At 51.6% G+C, this 15,967-nt stretch carries 21 protein-coding genes; 8 read left to right on the plus strand and 13 right to left on the minus strand.

The features are described from left to right. The 6 genes from DXT88_RS14705 to DXT88_RS14730 all read right to left on the minus strand — a co-directional run. The coding region (locus DXT88_RS14705) for an AAA family ATPase (RefSeq protein ID WP_265214553.1) at positions 1 to 474 on the minus strand (474 nt) is incomplete at its 3' end. Between the two features lie 51 nt (positions 475 to 525). Beyond that, positions 526 to 936, minus strand: a complete 411-nt coding sequence (locus DXT88_RS14710; protein ID WP_265212152.1) for a YunG family protein — start codon at positions 934 to 936, stop codon at positions 526 to 528. A gap of 152 nt (positions 937 to 1,088) precedes the next feature. Continuing rightward, positions 1,089 to 1,472, minus strand: coding sequence for a hypothetical protein (locus DXT88_RS14715; RefSeq protein WP_265214555.1), 384 nt, complete (start codon positions 1,470 to 1,472; stop codon positions 1,089 to 1,091). A gap of 82 nt (positions 1,473 to 1,554) precedes the next feature. Next, positions 1,555 to 2,091: a hypothetical protein gene (locus DXT88_RS14720; protein WP_265214557.1), complete on the minus strand. Its 537-nt coding sequence runs from the start codon at positions 2,089 to 2,091 to the stop codon at positions 1,555 to 1,557. A 172-nt stretch (positions 2,092 to 2,263) separates the two neighbouring features. Further along, on the minus strand, positions 2,264 to 2,932 hold the full coding sequence (locus DXT88_RS14725; protein WP_265214558.1) for an AbiV family abortive infection protein: 669 nt from the start codon (positions 2,930 to 2,932) through the stop codon (positions 2,264 to 2,266). Positions 2,933 to 3,047: 115 nt separating this feature from the next. Continuing rightward, entirely contained in the window at positions 3,048 to 3,338 is a 291-nt protein-coding gene (locus tag DXT88_RS14730; protein ID WP_265214559.1) for a DUF1330 domain-containing protein, read from the minus strand. A 64-nt stretch (positions 3,339 to 3,402) separates the two neighbouring features. Between DXT88_RS14730 and DXT88_RS14735 the strand changes: the two genes are divergently transcribed. Beyond that, positions 3,403 to 3,858 carry a MarR family winged helix-turn-helix transcriptional regulator gene (locus DXT88_RS14735; RefSeq protein ID WP_265214561.1) on the plus strand — a complete coding sequence of 152 codons (456 nt, stop codon included), beginning with the start codon at positions 3,403 to 3,405 and terminating at the stop codon, positions 3,856 to 3,858. A 131-nt stretch (positions 3,859 to 3,989) separates the two neighbouring features. After that, complete coding sequence (locus tag DXT88_RS14740; protein WP_265214563.1) at positions 3,990 to 4,274, plus strand: hypothetical protein; 285 nt, start codon at positions 3,990 to 3,992, stop codon at positions 4,272 to 4,274. A gap of 76 nt (positions 4,275 to 4,350) precedes the next feature. Here DXT88_RS14740 and DXT88_RS14745 read toward each other — a convergent pair whose 3' ends face one another. The 3 genes from DXT88_RS14745 to DXT88_RS14755 form a co-directional block, all read right to left on the minus strand. Continuing rightward, positions 4,351 to 4,869 carry a hypothetical protein gene (locus DXT88_RS14745; protein WP_265214565.1) on the minus strand — a complete coding sequence of 173 codons (519 nt, stop codon included), beginning with the start codon at positions 4,867 to 4,869 and terminating at the stop codon, positions 4,351 to 4,353. A 100-nt stretch (positions 4,870 to 4,969) separates the two neighbouring features. Next, entirely contained in the window at positions 4,970 to 5,173 is a 204-nt protein-coding gene (locus DXT88_RS14750) for a hypothetical protein (protein ID WP_265214567.1), read from the minus strand. Between the two features lie 16 nt (positions 5,174 to 5,189). Then, positions 5,190 to 5,423, minus strand: a complete 234-nt coding sequence (locus DXT88_RS14755; RefSeq protein ID WP_265214569.1) for a hypothetical protein — start codon at positions 5,421 to 5,423, stop codon at positions 5,190 to 5,192. A 709-nt stretch (positions 5,424 to 6,132) separates the two neighbouring features. Between DXT88_RS14755 and DXT88_RS23415 the strand changes: the two genes are divergently transcribed. Continuing rightward, positions 6,133 to 7,842: a methyl-accepting chemotaxis protein gene (locus DXT88_RS23415; protein WP_321161116.1), complete on the plus strand. Its 1,710-nt coding sequence runs from the start codon at positions 6,133 to 6,135 to the stop codon at positions 7,840 to 7,842. A 329-nt stretch (positions 7,843 to 8,171) separates the two neighbouring features. Here DXT88_RS23415 and DXT88_RS14770 read toward each other — a convergent pair whose 3' ends face one another. Further along, positions 8,172 to 8,927, minus strand: coding sequence for a COG4705 family protein (locus tag DXT88_RS14770; RefSeq protein WP_265214570.1), 756 nt, complete (start codon positions 8,925 to 8,927; stop codon positions 8,172 to 8,174). A 288-nt stretch (positions 8,928 to 9,215) separates the two neighbouring features. On the opposite strand from DXT88_RS14770, the gene DXT88_RS14775 reads away from it, so the two are divergent. The 3 genes from DXT88_RS14775 (at position 9,216) to DXT88_RS14785 (ending at position 10,764) form a co-directional block, all read left to right on the plus strand. Beyond that, positions 9,216 to 9,998 carry a COG4705 family protein gene (locus tag DXT88_RS14775; RefSeq protein WP_265215225.1) on the plus strand — a complete coding sequence of 261 codons (783 nt, stop codon included), beginning with the start codon at positions 9,216 to 9,218 and terminating at the stop codon, positions 9,996 to 9,998. 28 nt (positions 9,999 to 10,026) lie between these two features. After that, a complete protein-coding gene (locus DXT88_RS14780) occupies positions 10,027 to 10,488 on the plus strand; it encodes a hypothetical protein (RefSeq protein WP_265214571.1) in 462 nt (153 codons plus the stop codon). Between the two features lie 90 nt (positions 10,489 to 10,578). After that, on the plus strand, positions 10,579 to 10,764 hold the full coding sequence (locus tag DXT88_RS14785) for a hypothetical protein (RefSeq protein WP_265214573.1): 186 nt from the start codon (positions 10,579 to 10,581) through the stop codon (positions 10,762 to 10,764). A gap of 43 nt (positions 10,765 to 10,807) precedes the next feature. Here DXT88_RS14785 and DXT88_RS14790 read toward each other — a convergent pair whose 3' ends face one another. Both DXT88_RS14790 and DXT88_RS14795 read right to left on the minus strand, forming a co-directional pair. Continuing rightward, positions 10,808 to 12,160, minus strand: a complete 1,353-nt coding sequence (locus DXT88_RS14790) for an ATP-binding protein (protein ID WP_265214575.1) — start codon at positions 12,158 to 12,160, stop codon at positions 10,808 to 10,810. Beyond that, on the minus strand, positions 12,136 to 12,798 hold the full coding sequence (locus DXT88_RS14795) for a response regulator (RefSeq protein ID WP_265214577.1): 663 nt from the start codon (positions 12,796 to 12,798) through the stop codon (positions 12,136 to 12,138). Before DXT88_RS14795 ends, DXT88_RS14790 begins: the two co-directional genes overlap by 25 nt. Before the next feature lie 391 nt (positions 12,799 to 13,189). On the opposite strand from DXT88_RS14795, the gene DXT88_RS14800 reads away from it, so the two are divergent. Further along, on the plus strand, positions 13,190 to 13,822 hold the full coding sequence (locus DXT88_RS14800; protein WP_016835246.1) for an ABC transporter ATP-binding protein: 633 nt from the start codon (positions 13,190 to 13,192) through the stop codon (positions 13,820 to 13,822). Then, the gene (locus DXT88_RS14805) at positions 13,819 to 14,628 is read left to right on the plus strand and encodes an ABC transporter permease (RefSeq protein ID WP_265214578.1); all 810 of its coding nucleotides are present in this window, start codon (positions 13,819 to 13,821) and stop codon (positions 14,626 to 14,628) included. Before DXT88_RS14800 ends, DXT88_RS14805 begins: the two co-directional genes overlap by 4 nt. 95 nt (positions 14,629 to 14,723) lie before the next feature. Here the strand turns inward: DXT88_RS14805 and DXT88_RS14810 are convergent, their stop codons facing one another. Further along, positions 14,724 to 15,863, minus strand: a complete 1,140-nt coding sequence (locus DXT88_RS14810) for a porin (RefSeq protein WP_265214579.1) — start codon at positions 15,861 to 15,863, stop codon at positions 14,724 to 14,726. Positions 15,864 to 15,967 lie beyond the last annotated feature (104 nt).

Genomic DNA, 15,967 nt, shown 5'->3' on the forward strand with positions numbered 1-15,967 from the left:
AAAACCATCAAAAATACGCTGATGAGCGTTGAAGGCACTTGAGCCTGTCCGAATACGATAAGTGTCCGCCCACTCAAGCAAGTCGGCGAATGACTGTTCGCTGGCATTCCCACGTCGACCGCGGGACTTGATATTGGTCAGACATTCCTCCTCGCTTAAGCTCAGCCATATAAGCGCCGTAGCACGTGACATCACTTCATCAACTAGCCATCCATAGATTCCCTCAATGACCCATCGCTCTTGCGAGGCGGCGGCTTTAGTTAGCTCAATTGCTTCGCTTCGTTCTCTGGCTCGGTTATATCCGCTTTCCAGCCAATTAACGGAGTCTAAATCTATGCAGGCACCGCCATTGTTTTTCGCCAAGCGCTCCGCCAACCAGCTCTTTCCAGAGCCAGAGTTTCCGATGATTATTGTTCTTGAGATATCCAAGCAACATCCCTTCAAATCATATTTCGTCTTGGAGAAAATTTTCACACTCGTTTGAAAATCTGGGTATCCAGAATGTCTGTTCCTGGCGAGGATTTCTCACGCAGCCTCGAAGCGAGCCTTTAAATAGCTATCAACCCTCTTTAACAGCAACTCACAGCGTTGCATCGTCGCTTCACTGTCATTCAATTCGTGATTTTTGATGACTACGAATTCCTGAATGATTGAACTGGCCGGGAACTGCTGCCAGGTCAAGTCAATGTGATACCAGTCGGCGCCGATACGAAGCCCATTCCAGAAGTGGATATCTAGCGTTTTCCCGGTCCACACCTTTCCTTTGATGATTTCGGTTTCGGGATAGTAGTGCTGCACCGTCCGTGACGTTGGATAGCACTGACCTAGGGCCGGATTTCCCATTTGCGTCACTTCTAAATAAGCGGTTTGTTTATCCCAGGAGGCGGTTAGCGCTTCACGAAGGAGGAGCATGAAATTTTGAGGGAGGCTCTTCATTGTCCGGTCAATCTATGTTGTTGCGCCAGGGCGCTCCTAGGAAATTGAGTTGCCACCAGCCTCCTGATGAATGACAGGAAAATTATCAGCGCTTTAGACATTCGTGTCGAGCGGCTGCTCCTGGCCGATTGCGGACGTTACCACTGCACTACTTAAAGGGCATCAGGCAATCCGCTTTTGCCGTCAAGCTTCGTAATACGCCATCTGTTTTCATCATTCTGTTCAAATTTTATTTCGTAGTCGAAGGTAGAACTTACAGCCAAAAGACAGACGCAGAATCTTCGGTCAGGGTCATTCTCGGAATTCCACAGCTGCCGTCCCAAGTTATTTAGATTTTCAAATAACTGCTTCTCTTTGATAGCGGAAATTAACGTAATTTCCGTCGGAGTACTGTAGGAGGCATTTGACCCGTAGTGATCATCCTTGCACACAAACCGCCAATAAGCCTTCTCCCACACAGGATTAATTCGTTGCATTGCCGCTATAAATTCTTTTGCTAACGCAATGACTACTAGTGTCGCCCCATCAAAATCCATCTTCTGTATCCTCACAAATTTTACTAACGGCTTTTTTTGGCCGATTGCGGACGTCGGCTACCGTCAAGTCCGCTTACGACAATCATTGAATTAATACGTATCCGCCATGTGTTTTGCATTCGCGAATAATCCGTTGTAGAGCGAGTTTCAAATCTTCGTTATCAATATTTTTATGTTGAATATGCTCTAGCGAGATTTCTTGCTCAAAACGTAGCAATGACTCTCCCCCAAATTTGGCCCCAGGCTTTAGTTCAGCCTTAATCCACGCTGAGCTGCAGGAACTAAGCAATGAAGCCCATGCTATCTCGTCACCCAAAACCCAGCTATCTTTCTCTAGGCCATTCTGGTCGAAATGGCTGACGCTCACGCTGAAAGACTTGCAGTCATGATACTCAACCTTCCCTCCGAATTTGACAATACTTTGGAGAAGTTCGTTTTCGATGTCGGTATTAGGTGGCGTGACGAGCTTGAACGTTTTCTTTCCCTCGATAGCAAAAAATAGGGCAAGCCTAATTTCATAAGTGTTTTGGACAATCGGAGATACTTTGCAGAGGACGATTTCTTGACTCGTTACATAGGTCGGCAAAATACCGCGAGGATTTTGAGATTGGGGTGGCATCGATTGGGGCAATTTATGTAGTTAGCATCGGGGATAATAGGACCAGAAATGCTTGTACTAGATTAATGGGCATTGAGGTATAAAAACGTCTTGTCGGCGCAATTCCGATAGCGCGTGCGTGTGCTCCTGGCCGAAAACGGACCTTTGAATTTCTCCTTGAAGGCGAAAAGTATTATTTTCCCGGCTTGAGTAAAGCTGGCGTACGCCGGAATAATCTAGTTCGCGTCTTAAATGGCCAATCGAAGATTACGGCTGCTTCCTGCGACAGCAATACATCGTCCATTGCTTCGATACCGTAATAACATTCGTAATATTTCAAGCAATTGTACGCAAACGTCAGCTCGGCATTGACGAGGGAAATCATTCGTTTTGCCTCCTTCTCGCTAATTGATTTTGGGGTTGATATACGTCCCTTAACATCAATTGTTTTGCGGTCCCTGTCGAGTCCAACATAGACCGCTTTCTGCTTCCTCCGCTCAAGATGGCCATCTTTGAGGAAAGCAATAAAGGACGCTGAGTAGTCATATTCGTCTCTCGCCGCGAACAAATACTGTTTTTTCCCATGAAGATAAAGGAGCTGTAACCAATCTTGCTCGCACTCTGCTGGCGCGAAGCCCTCATTGGTTATTGAGCTATAAAAGTAGTGCTCAATCATCTTTGCTTTTGCAAACTCCTCAAGGGATAGAACTGAAAGTTGGTATGCAGAGGCAAAGGACTTCGCTCGAAATAAGAGAATCGCGTCGCGATGTAATCTCAGGACATTTTTCAGCGACTCCGCGCCTAATTTCTTCCATTTATATTTAGTTAATGTAGGAAGCACCGATTTTTTTGATTTAGTCATCGACTGAAATGTTCGTGTGATAACAAACATGCAAAAGCGCGTCGTCGCCATAGCCACCGCAGACAATTCCAATGCAAAGTCCGCTGTTGGCCGATTGCAGACCTCCCGGGATGTCTCACCCTGCCTCGACAACAAACATCCGTGCCTGCTGGGCTTCTTGGCGTTCCGCCTTGATTGGTGCATATCTTTCGGAGTGATAGAAGGCCAGCGCCTGGCTGAGCGTCGGGAATTCAAATACGCCCGCCAGCGGCAGTGGATCCTCATCTCCTTCCAGAGTATGCGCAACGAGCCCGAAATGAAGAATCTTCCCGCCTGCATCTTTTAGCGCTGCCTGGAAGCGCGGGGCCAGGGCCGCCTGCTTGGCAGGGTCGATTACGCGTAGATTGACGTGTACATATGCTGGCATCGCCGCCTCCCATTAATAATGCATATACAGTATTATTAGGACATCAGATTGTCAAGGAGACGGCATGAGCGGTTTTGATCCTGAGTCGTTGCAGGACGTGGAAGCCGAGTGCCCGGGCTTTCAGGCTCGGGCAACGGCACGTGCACTTACCCGGTATTACAACGCTCGATTCAAGCCGCTCGGGCTCACGGCCGAGCAGTTCAGCCTCCTGGTCGGCATCGGGGCCACCGAAGACGTCACGCTGGTCGATCTTGCAAATAGAGCTGGCGTCGATCCGACCACCTTGAGCCGGAATGTCAAAAACCTGGAGAGTCGCGATCTGGTCAGTGCCGAAGGCGGACGCGGCCGTGCAGGAAAGCGGTTGGCACTGACCAGATCGGGGCGTCGCCTCATGGCCGAGGCATTCCAGGTATGGAAATCGGCGAAGACTGAACTTGCCCGGCGGATGGGCACTGAAAAACTTGGCACGGCCCGGCAGGCAATGGCGGAGCTCGGTAAAGCCGCAGAGCCGGTATTGTGAACCTGAGACCTTATTGCATAGTGCGCGGCCGGCGTCGGATATATGTCCTTATGCTTGCAAGCATGCTTAAACTGCACCTGCGCTACGCTATCCTGGCGGCTCGCAACGTGAGACATGGAAAGGAATCCCGGATGGATAAACAACGTATTGTCGATGTATTGGTGTCACTCGACGCGATCCGCATCCGCAGCATCGACACGGCAGAGTGCGATAGCGCGAAGTGGGCGGCGACCAGAATCCGGAACGCGGGCGAGACCGATATGGCGGACGTGCTCAGGGATCTAAGCCGGCACCTGTTCTCATTTAAAGGCCCCTTTTACGAGTCATTTGATAACAGTGAGGAATTGGACGAGATGCGGTCGACCTGTAGGCGAGCCATCGAGATCGCACTAAATGCTGTGGGCACGCATAACTAGCGTGAATGTGCGTGTTGAGGTCAGCTCCTGGCCGATTGCGGCCTTCTACAATAAGCCTCAAAAGAGATTGCCGTGATTAATTCGTTATGGCATTCCACCCTGCTTTGACGGCGTACGATAAGGCTTGACTTGTGACATCCCCGACTTGCTTTGTGGCGGCGGCTTTCACCGCCTTCGAGATTTTTGTTCCAAACGACTCAGCCGCTGGTGTGGCGTCGATAGAATCAGGAACAATCTTTAATACTTCTAGCGCCATCGGACTGAGCGTCACAAAGATATTTCTTCCGATTTGAGTGACACTCACACTCCCTATCAGATAGCCAGTTTGAAAAAGCCAGTGAGCTGTCTCATAGATGAAGTCCAATTCTTCTCTCAAATCGACTATCTCACCGTCACGGCGGTACTTCCCTGTGTAGCGCCCATGATCATCGATCGTCTCTTCGCATCGTTCCGCCCCCAACATCTCAACTGTATCTATCTGTGTTCGTCGCGGGAAAGTTCCTTGCAAGATTGCGAAGATGCACCCGACGTAGTAGTTAAATTTGTCATGGTTATTTTCCATTTCGTCTTCTTCAACCTCGAGTATCTGATTCACATATCCTCCAGAAGCTTTGCACCTATTTTAGGGATTAATGCAGATTTTCAACATCCGTTTCTGGCCGCAAGCGGAAGCAGGCTGTAATGCGTAAGTACGCTTATCCCATCCGGTCAATCGCCTCCTTCGCCTCCATGGTTGCATACTGAAGCGCATCTTGGCGGTGCTTTATCGGCGCACGTCGGGGCGACTCCAAGCGATTGCCTGCAATATTCGTCTGCCAGAGCCAGCCATCACCCGTCAGCGGTTGCATAAGTTGGATGCTGACTTGCATTTCCTTGTATTTAAATTGCTCGCCAGCCATGGTGCGTCCCTCGAAGTTAGTGTTTCTTAGCCACCAGGATGAAATCTCGAATCACTGCGGCAGCCCGCTCCAAAAATTCGCGTGCGTCGGCCGAAGGAACGAGATGTTCCTCGATGGAACCAAGCTGTCGCTGTAGGAGTATGTGAAAAAGGCGCGCCTGCTCAGGAGGCTGGACTGCACAAAGCGAATAACGCACGGCTTTCATACCTGTAATTTCCGCTCGCGCTTTATCCCATTCAGCATTTTGCATCCCATTCTCCCTTTGGCTTTACTTTGAGAACAGTATAGCGGTTGAGTCAGGTGGAGGCTTCTGGCCGGTTGAGGACTCTCAATAGAGGGAATCCCTCAAGCATTTTCTCGCGTGCAGATGTATTGGAAAAATGCACCGCAATCTTGGGCAGCAGGGAAGCCTGTGTCACGACAGCCTCCTCGACCCATACAATGACATCGTAACTGGTACCCGCTCACCATTGCCAAGATCATGATTCAGGCTTAGTTCGGCAACACCGCCAGCAACAAGGAGGTCAATTACCTCGTCCGGCCAAAATGGCCGAATTCAGCCCTCTGGCGTCGTACGTTCATCGCCTAAGAAGACCCGTATATGGTGTTTCCAAATAAATTTCAGAAATTTAAATTGTGACCGGTCTTGGCCACGGATTCACCTGGTGAGTGCAACAGATTGCTAGCATCGTTCGGTTGGTATTTCGTAGTCTAAAGTTTATCTCGACCGTACATTGCGCCGCCGACCAACAGCAAGGAATTCCCTGATAGGAAAGCGCATGACCTCCCTATATAGTCTGCGCATCCTACCAAGAATTATTGCCGCTATTTCCTGCCGGAATCTCGTTGTATTTCCAAGACGCGATTGACGTATATCTTTGAGTTTATTGTTTTTTATGCAATATTCGTTGAGGCGAGCCATCCATGTTGCAACATGTAGTTTCTAAGGGAGTAATGTCATGAATCTATCCAGTATGAAAGTTTCCAGCCGGCTTTATCTTGGTTTCGGACTGATTTTGGTCTTCCTCCTCGGAATTGGTCTTTTTAGCTACACTCGCTTGTCCGCTCTAAACGACAATGTCAATTTCTTGGTCAGCGACAGATACGCCAAAACCGTGTTGGTCGACTCCATATCCAACAACGTCAATCTGATCGCTCGCGCGGTGAGAAACGTTGTCTTGTCCACCGACGAGACCATCACATCGCAAGAGCTGGCTCGAGTAAAGAAGGCGCGGGAGGAAAACACTGCGACATTGCAAAAGCTTAGTGATGTCATCACCAGCGAAAAAGGCAAGGGATTGATGGTGGCGCTGAAACAGTCGAGCTCGGAATATTATGTTGAACAGGAGAATCTGCTCACGTTGCTTGCAAAGGGAAATGTCGACGACGCTAAAAAACTGATTTTCGGCGCCATGCGCAACAAACAATCAGCGATGTTTGGGGCGCTGAAACAGCTCTCTGACTATCAGCGTACGTTGATGAACGATACCGTCGCTGAGAGTCAGGAAACCTACCGTCATGCCTGCGTGTTGTTGATCATCGTTAGCACAGCAGCTTTTGGATTAAGTTTAATCGCGGCGCTACTAATTACCCGGAGCATCATTCGTCAACTCGGTGGTGAGCCTGACTATGCAATGTCAATTGCCAGCGACATCGCAAGTGGCAACCTGGCGCGTTCAATCACCATTCGTCAGGGTGATCAAACCAGTCTCATCGCATCCATTAGAGTCATGCGCAATCGTCTCGCAGAGATAGTCGGCCAGGTACGTGCAGGTACCGATACGATTGCTACGGCCTCAGGTCAAATTGCCAGCGGCAATTTGGACTTGTCCTCTCGCACCGAACAACAAGCAAGTTCGCTGGAAGAAACCGCATCGGCAATGGAAGAACTCACCTCTACTGTTAAACAGAATGCAGACAACGCACGTCAAGCGAATCAATTGGCAGTCTCTGCTTCCGAGGTTGCGATCGCTGGTGGTAATGTAGTCAGCCAAGTAGTTGAAACCATGGGGTCAATCAACGCCTCATCCAAAAAAATCGTAGACATCATCAGCGTGATTGATAGCATCGCTTTCCAGACGAACATCCTTGCCTTAAATGCTGCCGTGGAAGCCGCGCGTGCCGGTGAGCAGGGTCGCGGTTTTGCGGTGGTTGCAACGGAAGTACGTAATCTTGCACAACGCTCGGCTACCGCAGCCAAAGAGATCAAATCGTTGATTGACAGTTCTGTCACCCAAGTTGACACCGGTAGCAAGCTTGTGGCGCAGGCAGGCTCGACGATGGATGAGGTGGTCAATAGCGTCAAACGTGTAACGGACATCGTCGGGGAGATCACCTCTGCCAGCCAGGAGCAAAGTGACGGTATTGAGCAAATCAACCTTGCCATTACGCAGATGGACGAGGCGACTCAGCAAAACGCGGCGTTGGTCGAAGAAGCTGCTGCTGCGGCACAATCCATGCAGGAACAAGCAAGCAAACTGTCCGACGTGGTCGGCATCTTTAAGCTTGATCCAAAAAAGGCAGGCGTTCAAGTCCAAGGATTGTCGGAAAATAACAGAATCCGTGATATCTCACCGATGCCACCTAAATTGAAAACGACAACATCTGTCAAGAAGCCTGTTCTTTCTGTAGCTCAAGGCGATGATCGCAATTCATGGGAGCAATTCTAGCCCTCCCTTGAAATAATGTCATGGAAAGTTCAGGCGCTACATCTTGTAAATATGTAGAAAAATCGTTGAGACAAGTCGAGCTGTCTGAAACGAAAGAGGTCACAAGTATGATGGCGCCTGCTTCTGGCCGATAGCGGTTCTACTGTAACGTATCAGTCAGTAGGACCTATTGCCTGTTGCAGGCTCGAAACAAGATGATTTGCATACCAGTCGGTTAAATTTTTAATCGCATCTCGCGCTGGAGCTTCTTCAGAAGCTCCGATTATTCATGTCAGGCGAACTTCGAATCGGCAAGCCTTTGTCTATTTTTAACAATTAAATAACGAGGCTCAGTGTGGCGCCTCTGCGGCCTTCTGCCTGAAGAGAAATAGGGAGAGCAGCATGAAAGCTAGCAATGCTCCAGACGCCGTATAGCGGCTCAATTCTAAACCTCCTTGGCCATGTGGCTTGTCGAGAAAATCTCCAACCGCAGCACCAAGGGGACGCGTGAGGATAAAAGCTCCCCAGAAGAGTACGGTGCGCGATAGATTGGTTAAAAAATATGCCAGCAGAATGAGAAGTAACAGTGAGCCGAAGATGAGCGCCGCCCCTGTGTAGCCCAATCCGGCGGTATCGGCTGTCCAGTCGCCGAGGGCAGTCCCGAGCGTTTGCGAGAACATGATTGTCACCCAGTAGAAAGCCTCTGCCTTAGGCGAATTGATGCTATCAACCGAGACGGACCCGAGTGTACGGTGCCAGACAAAAAGCGATGCCAGCAGTAATGCTAGCAAGATGGTCGAGCCGCCCGCATATCCAATGCCAAGGGAGCGGTCTGCAAAGTCCGCCAATGTTGTTCCCACGGTCGTGGTGGCGACAATAGTCGTCCAATAGAGTAATGGACGAAATGATTTTGCCTTGATCTGGGCGGTGACAGCGGCTAGAAAGATTGTCGCGAATATACCGGTGCCGACGAGGTAGCCCAATTGCATTGACATTGATACGGCATCACCGCCGGTCTCGCCTAATGTTGTTGCGGCGATTTTGATAATCCAGAATATCAAAGTCACCTCTGGTACTTTAGCCAGTGATTGCTTAATCGTAGTCATATGCCATCCTGATCAGAACACTAAAGAAAAGTCAAAAACCATAATTTGACCTTACAGACACCGACTTAGCTAAAACTTAGGTCTCGGTGAGGAAGTCGCAGATCAGCCTCCGCAGGACTATTTCTCCCACTCCCTGTAAATGCTCTCGATGCTTTGAGACGATGTCTTCTTTGAAGTGAACAAATAGCAGCAATGCCCATGTTGTTAGCGAATCCGCACCTATGACTGTCCTAAGTCGGCTTGAGCAAACTCTCCATCGCATCAATTATTTGTGCAGGAGAAAACATCATGAGGCAATTGCCAGCGTCCCGCGTCGCTGAACTGATCAATAAAGTACCCGAAGTCACCCTGTCGTTCTGGATTATCAAGATTCTGTCGACCACTGTTGGTGAAACCGTTGCTGATTTTCTGGCGGTTGGCGTCGGCTGGGGGCAGGGATTGACCAGTGCCGTCATGGTGGTTTTTCTTGCGCTTGTGTTGTTCAATCAGGTAAGGTTGCGCGGACATGAGCCCTGGAGCTACTGGCTGACGGTCGTTCTGGTCAGTGTAGTCGGCACGCAGATTACCGACCTGTTGACGGACGGTGTCGGCGTCAGTCTGTATTGGAGTACGACTGTATTTGCGGTGGTGCTCGCTGCAATTTTTACCGTCTGGTACATGATCGAACGGACCTTATCCATCCATGACGTCGTTACCCGCAGCCGCGAATCCTTTTATTGGCTGGCGATTCTCTGCACATTTGCGCTGGGTACTGCTGCCGGCGATCTCGCGACCGAGGCGCTTGAACTGGGCTTCAGCTGGGGCGCGATTATCTTCGGCACCCTGATTGCTCTAACCTATCTGAGCTGGCGCATGGGCGGCAATGCCGTTCTCACTTTCTGGATTGCCTATATTCTGACGCGCCCGTTCGGCGCCGCCCTCGGCGATCTGCTAACGCAATCCAAGACCTATGGCGGGTTCGGCATGGGCGCCATGTGGACCAGCATTCTGTTCCTCTCGGTGATTGTTTTGTTTGTTGTCATCGCACAGCGCGGGAAGGCTGGCCATCAAGCTGTGTCCACCGCCGAATGACATTTTTTAACTAAAAAAGGACATTCTTATGCGTCATTCCACATTCCTAGCGCCGTTCGGACGCATTAGTGTCGCCGCTTCCATCATCGCCCTGCTAGCGTTCACGGCCGGTTGTTCAAAATCGGGAGATCAGAATGCTGCCGGCGGGACAGCGACTCCCAGCGTGATGGCACCCGCGCAGCAAACGGCACAGGCACCGAAGCTTGGTGACTTGAGCGCTTTCCGTGCCATCGCTGTCGATGTATCCGCCAGCGTAGACAAGGGCGATCTGCTAGCAGCAAAGACACGGATCAAAGATCTGGAAACCCAATGGGATTCTGCCGAGGCCGGCTTGAAACCACGCGCAGCCGAAGACTGGCACAAGCTCGACAAAGCCATTGATCGAGCCCTGGAAGCATTGCGCAGCGGCGTACCTAATCAGGCCGAGTGCAAGACTGTGATGGCTGATCTGCTGAAGGCGTTTGATCGCCTTGGCAGCAACGGCAAGTAGGTGTGATTTTGCGTTACCGCCCGAGGCCCCGATATTCGCATGCTGGCTACAAAGTGCAGGCAGAGACCGTTAAAGTAACCTGAGGAAGCCATGAATTTGCTTGCCAAGGCACCGGTATATGGCGTCATGATCGCGGCACTGTGCTTGGTGCTAGCAAGCGTAGTGACGTTGGTGCGTCTGTTGTATGCCAAGCGGAGATGGAAGAAATTGCGCGAGGAATACAACCGCCGCAAAAGGCATCTATCTGTGATCTCAGGAAAATCAGACGCAAAATAGTGGTGCCGGTGCGTTGTCACACATGCCGTCATGGTGAACGGCGTTATTGTGGAAATGTAACGCGTACGCGCAAACCACCTTTCGTGCCGTCTTCATTTCTTATATTCGTGACAGTTGCTTTCGCAGCACTCCGGTCCAATATTGCTTTGACAATCGCCAGTCCCAGTCCAGAACCGGATTCTCCGCTTCCCAGTACGCGATAGAACGGATCGAAAATGCGTCCGACGTCGTCATCAGAGATTCCCGGGCCGCTGTCTTCGATATCGATGATCAGACGACGATCGCTTTTGTGGGCGCTCAAGATCAGGCGTCCGTATTCCGGCGTGTAACGAATCGCGTTGTCTACCAGATTCTTGATGACAACGATGCAGTCGAAATGATGTCCATGAAAATAGACGTCGTCGGCGGAGCTGACTTCCACTTCCAGTTTCTTAGCTTCCGCCATCGGCATCAGATCTTCCAGCACCTCCCTGAACATATCCTGCATTTTTACGGTAGAGACAACTTGCCGCGATGTTGCTTGCGCGCGTGCCATGAGGAGCAACTGCTCCAGCAACGTACGCATGCGCTGCATGCCGCCGCGCAACGTCGCCAGACGCTCTGAAGCGGCCGGCGGCAGTTCGATCTTGGCAAGATTTTCGGCCTGCAGCGAGAGTGCCGTCAGCGGGGAGCGCAACTCATGCGCGGCATCGGCGACAAAACGCTTTTGCATTTCCATCGATTTCTCCACTCGTAATAACAAGGCATTGATCGATGCGGTAAATGGTTTGATTTCTGCCGGTACCTTTTCGTCGTCCATAGCGCTGAGATCGGCTTCGCTACGACGATCAAGTTCGCTAGAAAGTCTTGCGACCGGTTTGAGCATCTGGCGAATCAATACATTGACGACGATCAGCAGCACGGGCATGAGAATGAGGAAAGGCAACACCGTACGCAACCCGCTGCCGTGGGCAATTTCATCTCGTACCTCGGTACGCTGGCCGATGACCAGACGGTCACCAGTAGGCAGATCGCGGATGAAAAGCCGCCAGGCGTGGTGGCTGGACTGGAACGTCTGAATTCCTTCCGGCAGATTTGGTGGCAGGCTCAGTTTTTCATTGTGGCGCACTGAAATTTCCGAGCCATGTTTTCCCATGACTTGCACAATCACCTGAGATTCCGGGTCGGCGGTCTCCTCGGTGATTTCAGTAATGACGAATCCCGGCGCAGGTCTTTGCTGCTCCATCAGGCCTGCGATCTGGCGAAGCTGATCGTCCTGGAATTCATAAGCTTCGGCGAAGGCTCCCTGGAAAGAAAAGTAGCCACCTCCCAGTGCCGCAACGACAATGACCAGCGATACCCAGAATAAAAGCTGGGCCTGCAAGGACTGCGTTATTTTTCTTTTGAAACCATCCATCCCAAACCTCTGACATTCTTGATAATCTGGTTACCCAATTTTTTACGAATGGAGTGAATCAGATATTCAACGGCATTGCTTTCTACTTCTTCGTTCCAGCCATAAATCCTATCCTCTAGATCTTGTCGCGAAAGGATCGCGCCCGGCCGCAACAGCAACGATTGCATGAGGCTGAATTCGCGCGAGGACAAGCGCAAGGTATTTCCTTCGAAGGTGATCTCTCGTGTAGCAGGAATCAGGTGGATGGCGCCATTCGTCAATATCGGATTGCCGCTCCCACCGTTACGGCGAAGCACGGCGCGCATGCGCGCCAGCAATTCGCCCATTTCAAACGGCTTGATGACATAGTCGTCAGCTCCCGCGTCCAGGCCTCGGATCCGATCTTCCAGCGCATCGCGAGCGGTGATAATGACGACCGGCGTGGGGACTTCGCTGTCGCGGATGTTCCGCAATACTTCGAAGCCATCAAGATGTGGCAAGCCAAGGTCGAGCAGCACCAGACCGTATTGTTGTGCTCTGACCGAGACTTCGGCAGCGCGGCCGTCGGACACGCAATCGACGGCGTAGGACGCATCTTTCAGCGCCAGCTCGATTGCTTGAGCAATCATGCGGTCATCTTCAACCAAAAGCACTCTCACAATCCGTCTGGCTCCTTGCTTCAAATAGTTATGACTTTGTCGGCGAGACTTGTCGCTCGCAGGTAATGTTTCCCAAGATGAAGCAAGTTCACGACAGAAGTGTACTCCTGCCTTCCTGTGGCTAAAGTAGACGAAAAGACTTAGTGGAGACTGAGGTTGTCTTCTTGGAATGGCAGATCAATGTCCGCAGAGAAATATTGTTGCGAAAAAACCTAATTTTTAACTAATTCTAAGCGTCTAAGCTTCGCAAAGTTTTCTGGACAATCTCCCTGTCGGCGACCATCGTCACGGCAACGCAGCCCGTCGGATACCATCTGGTACGGGAGCACCCGACAATCTAGTGAGATATTTACTCCCAGCTTTTTAATATTCACTTATCACTCTTCAGGTCATGATGTCTTATACAGGAATTCCTAGAGCGGGTTCAACTGAAGTCCTTCAGGTCGAGGGGCTGTATTCGGCGCTCGCGGGTCCATACTCTTTCGGGCTGAACGGCGGTGAATGTTTAGTTGTCAGCGGTCCTTCGGGAGCCGGCAAGAGTGAACTGCTGAGGATGATCGCGGATCTCGATGAAAACACCGGCGAGATCAGTCTGCACGGCATCCGACGCCAGGAGATGGCTGCACCTGAATGGCGCCGCCGGGTGGTGTACCAATCCGCCGAGCCGGCCTGGTGGGAACCCACTGTTGGTGAGCATTTTGAGCCAAGCGGTCTTGAAGAGGCCTGTATCCTGCTAGCACAGCTTAATCTTCCGTACGGCATACTAAATGCGGAAATTTCGCGCTTGTCTACCGGTGAGCGCCAGCGCCTGGCGCTGATTCGTTCTTTGCTGATCCGGCCGAAGGTTTTGTTGCTGGACGAACCGACCGGCGCGTTGGACCAGGTCAATACAGCAGCCGTCGAAGCAGTCTTGCGCGACAGCTTGCATGCCGGTCTGGCGCTCGTTCTCGTGACGCACTCGGCTGAGCAGGCAGAACGGCTCGGCAATCACCGCCTGGAGATCACGCGAAGGAAGGCATCATGATGCTGCAGCCCATTTCTGCGTCCGATCTCGCGATCGCCTCCGTACTGGTGATGATCAACGCCGTCATTTCGATCGGGCTCGGCCTGCAGCTGCATAAGCCGGTGTTGTGGGCGGCGGTGCGCATGGTAGTGCAATTGCTGTTGGTCGGCTTGCTGTTACGCTACGTGCTGGAACTCAGATCACCGCTGGCGACGTCGCTGGTCATCCTGGCCATGATCTTGGCGGCGGCGCGAGAAGTGGCCGTCCGCCCAAAATGGCGTCTCAAAGGTTGGAAAAGCTATGGCATCAGCACTGCAATGGTCAGTGCAACGTCGATTGCTACAGTACTGTTGGCGCTGCTGACGGCGATTCGGCCGTCGCCTTGGTATGACGCCCACTATGCGGTGCCTCTGATGGGCATTGTGCTGGGTAGCGTGCTGAATTCCGCGAGCCTGGGACTGGACATCTTCTTTAGCGGCGTGACGTCGTCGCGCAATGTGGTCGAGGGACGTCTTGCACTGGGGGCAACGCGCTATGAAGCGCTCGCCCCCCATATGCGCAACGCCATCCGCAGCGGCTTGATTCCTGTGATCAATCAGATGTCCGCGGCGGGCATCATCACTTTACCTGGCATCATGTCCGGTCAGATTCTGGCTGGTGTCGACGCCGTCAACGCAGCTAAATACCAGATTCTTCTCATGTTCATTCTCGCCGGCGCCAGTGGCTTGGCGGCGACCGGCAGCATTTACCTGGCGGCCAACGCGATTACCGATGAGCGGCATCGTCTTCGCTGTGACCGGCTGGAAAATAAAAAAAACGGCGCATGATCGGCATTATCCAATAATCATGGATACGCGCCGGTGCGCCGCAACCTCAGTACTATTCCGCCCACCTTTGGCGACGGGGCGGCCATCGCTATCTGTTAAAAGCGCGTGCGCATGCCAACTGCCAGCTCCGTCTGGTTCTTGAAGCCGTTGGCGGAACCAACGCGGTAGTTATCCGTGAGTTTCATGTAGTCGGCTGCCACATACAATTCCGTCCGTTTGGACAGATGATAGAAGGCCGAGGCGTACAGCGTTGCTTTTTTGCCGGAGCCGGTAACGGTGGAGTTAGTGGCGTCCGAGAAGGCATTCAGCGTGCTGCTGCCATCGGAACTGATCGCAGCGTTTTTGGCTTTCATGACTTGATAGCCGAGCTCATAATCCATTACACCCTGGGGAGTGAGCTTTGCCGACACTGTCCATGCATTGTCAGTACGTGTGCCCAGTGCACCTTGTTCCGCAGTGTAATGGAAGTAACCGGCGTTCAGGCGGACGAGATCCATGATGTAGCTGCCGCCCAGCGAATAGGCCTTGTGTTTTTCAGTGCTGGAATTGAGCTTGTTATTGGTGTTGGCTTCGTTGTAAAAACCTGAAATGACGTAATTGCTGCCGTTGTAGCCCAATGCAAACGCTTTGGTGGTGCCGCTGTTCATGGCGCCTGCCACTTCGCCAAATTGATATCCTGCACCTACCACGATGCCGTTGTTGAAGACCTTTTTCCACACCACGCCGTTGTCATAGCGTGTGCCAGTCGCACTACCCGAGTAGAAAATCAGTTGCTTGAAATTGTTGTTGTTGGTGAAGCCACCTTCTTCGTAGCCCAATTTGCTTGAGCCGTACGCATCGCCGTAAGTCTGGGAGAAATCGCGTACCAGGGTATTCTGACGGCCGATCGTGACTTTGCCGAAGGTTTCATTGTTCTGCAGACCGACCCACGAATCGCGGTTGAACAAGACGCCGGGTGTATCCATCGCGCCCGTGGCTACCAGATACTCCGCTTCCAGTTTGAAGATCGCTCCGGTGCCGCCACCGAGATCTTCCTTGCCCTGAAATCCGAGGCGGTTGCCGCTGAACCAGGCCGTTGATATGCCTGTGAGGCGTGCGCCGTTGGCATTGGCATTGTTGGTTGTACTGATGGTTGCGTCGATCAGTCCATATACAGTGACGCTGGATTGTGCGCTGGCGTTACCATAGGAGGCGACGGCGCCGAGCATGGCGATGCTCAAGAGTGATTTTTTCATTCGATAGTCTCCGGTCTGTTTTTAATGTGCCGGACAGTGCTTTGTCTGGCCGGCTGACTATAGAATTCGCCAACTTACGATTTGCTTTCATTTCATATGGAACG

Origin of the sequence: Herbaspirillum lusitanum (assembly GCF_026127345.1) — a bacterium.
Taxonomy (GTDB): Bacteria; Pseudomonadota; Gammaproteobacteria; order Burkholderiales; family Burkholderiaceae_D; genus Herbaspirillum; species Herbaspirillum lusitanum.

Coding starts and splice junctions, on each gene's coding strand:
- DXT88_RS14710 (WP_265212152.1), bottom strand. CDS start 936: ATGAAGAGCCTCCCTCAAAATTTCATGCTCCTCCTTCGTGAAGCGCTA.
- DXT88_RS14715 (WP_265214555.1), bottom strand. CDS start 1,472: ATGGATTTTGATGGGGCGACACTAGTAGTCATTGCGTTAGCAAAAGAA.
- DXT88_RS14720 (WP_265214557.1), bottom strand. CDS start 2,091: ATGCCACCCCAATCTCAAAATCCTCGCGGTATTTTGCCGACCTATGTA.
- DXT88_RS14725 (WP_265214558.1), bottom strand. CDS start 2,932: ATGACTAAATCAAAAAAATCGGTGCTTCCTACATTAACTAAATATAAA.
- DXT88_RS14730 (WP_265214559.1), bottom strand. CDS start 3,338: ATGCCAGCATATGTACACGTCAATCTACGCGTAATCGACCCTGCCAAG.
- DXT88_RS14735 (WP_265214561.1), top strand. CDS start 3,403: ATGAGCGGTTTTGATCCTGAGTCGTTGCAGGACGTGGAAGCCGAGTGC.
- DXT88_RS14740 (WP_265214563.1), top strand. CDS start 3,990: ATGGATAAACAACGTATTGTCGATGTATTGGTGTCACTCGACGCGATC.
- DXT88_RS14750 (WP_265214567.1), bottom strand. CDS start 5,173: ATGGCTGGCGAGCAATTTAAATACAAGGAAATGCAAGTCAGCATCCAA.
- DXT88_RS14755 (WP_265214569.1), bottom strand. CDS start 5,423: ATGCAAAATGCTGAATGGGATAAAGCGCGAGCGGAAATTACAGGTATG.
- DXT88_RS23415 (WP_321161116.1), top strand. CDS start 6,133: ATGAATCTATCCAGTATGAAAGTTTCCAGCCGGCTTTATCTTGGTTTC.
- DXT88_RS14770 (WP_265214570.1), bottom strand. CDS start 8,927: ATGACTACGATTAAGCAATCACTGGCTAAAGTACCAGAGGTGACTTTG.
- DXT88_RS14775 (WP_265215225.1), top strand. CDS start 9,216: ATGAGGCAATTGCCAGCGTCCCGCGTCGCTGAACTGATCAATAAAGTA.
- DXT88_RS14780 (WP_265214571.1), top strand. CDS start 10,027: ATGCGTCATTCCACATTCCTAGCGCCGTTCGGACGCATTAGTGTCGCC.
- DXT88_RS14785 (WP_265214573.1), top strand. CDS start 10,579: ATGAATTTGCTTGCCAAGGCACCGGTATATGGCGTCATGATCGCGGCA.
- DXT88_RS14790 (WP_265214575.1), bottom strand. CDS start 12,160: ATGGATGGTTTCAAAAGAAAAATAACGCAGTCCTTGCAGGCCCAGCTT.
- DXT88_RS14800 (WP_016835246.1), top strand. CDS start 13,190: ATGATGTCTTATACAGGAATTCCTAGAGCGGGTTCAACTGAAGTCCTT.
- DXT88_RS14805 (WP_265214578.1), top strand. CDS start 13,819: ATGATGCTGCAGCCCATTTCTGCGTCCGATCTCGCGATCGCCTCCGTA.
- DXT88_RS14810 (WP_265214579.1), bottom strand. CDS start 15,863: ATGAAAAAATCACTCTTGAGCATCGCCATGCTCGGCGCCGTCGCCTCC.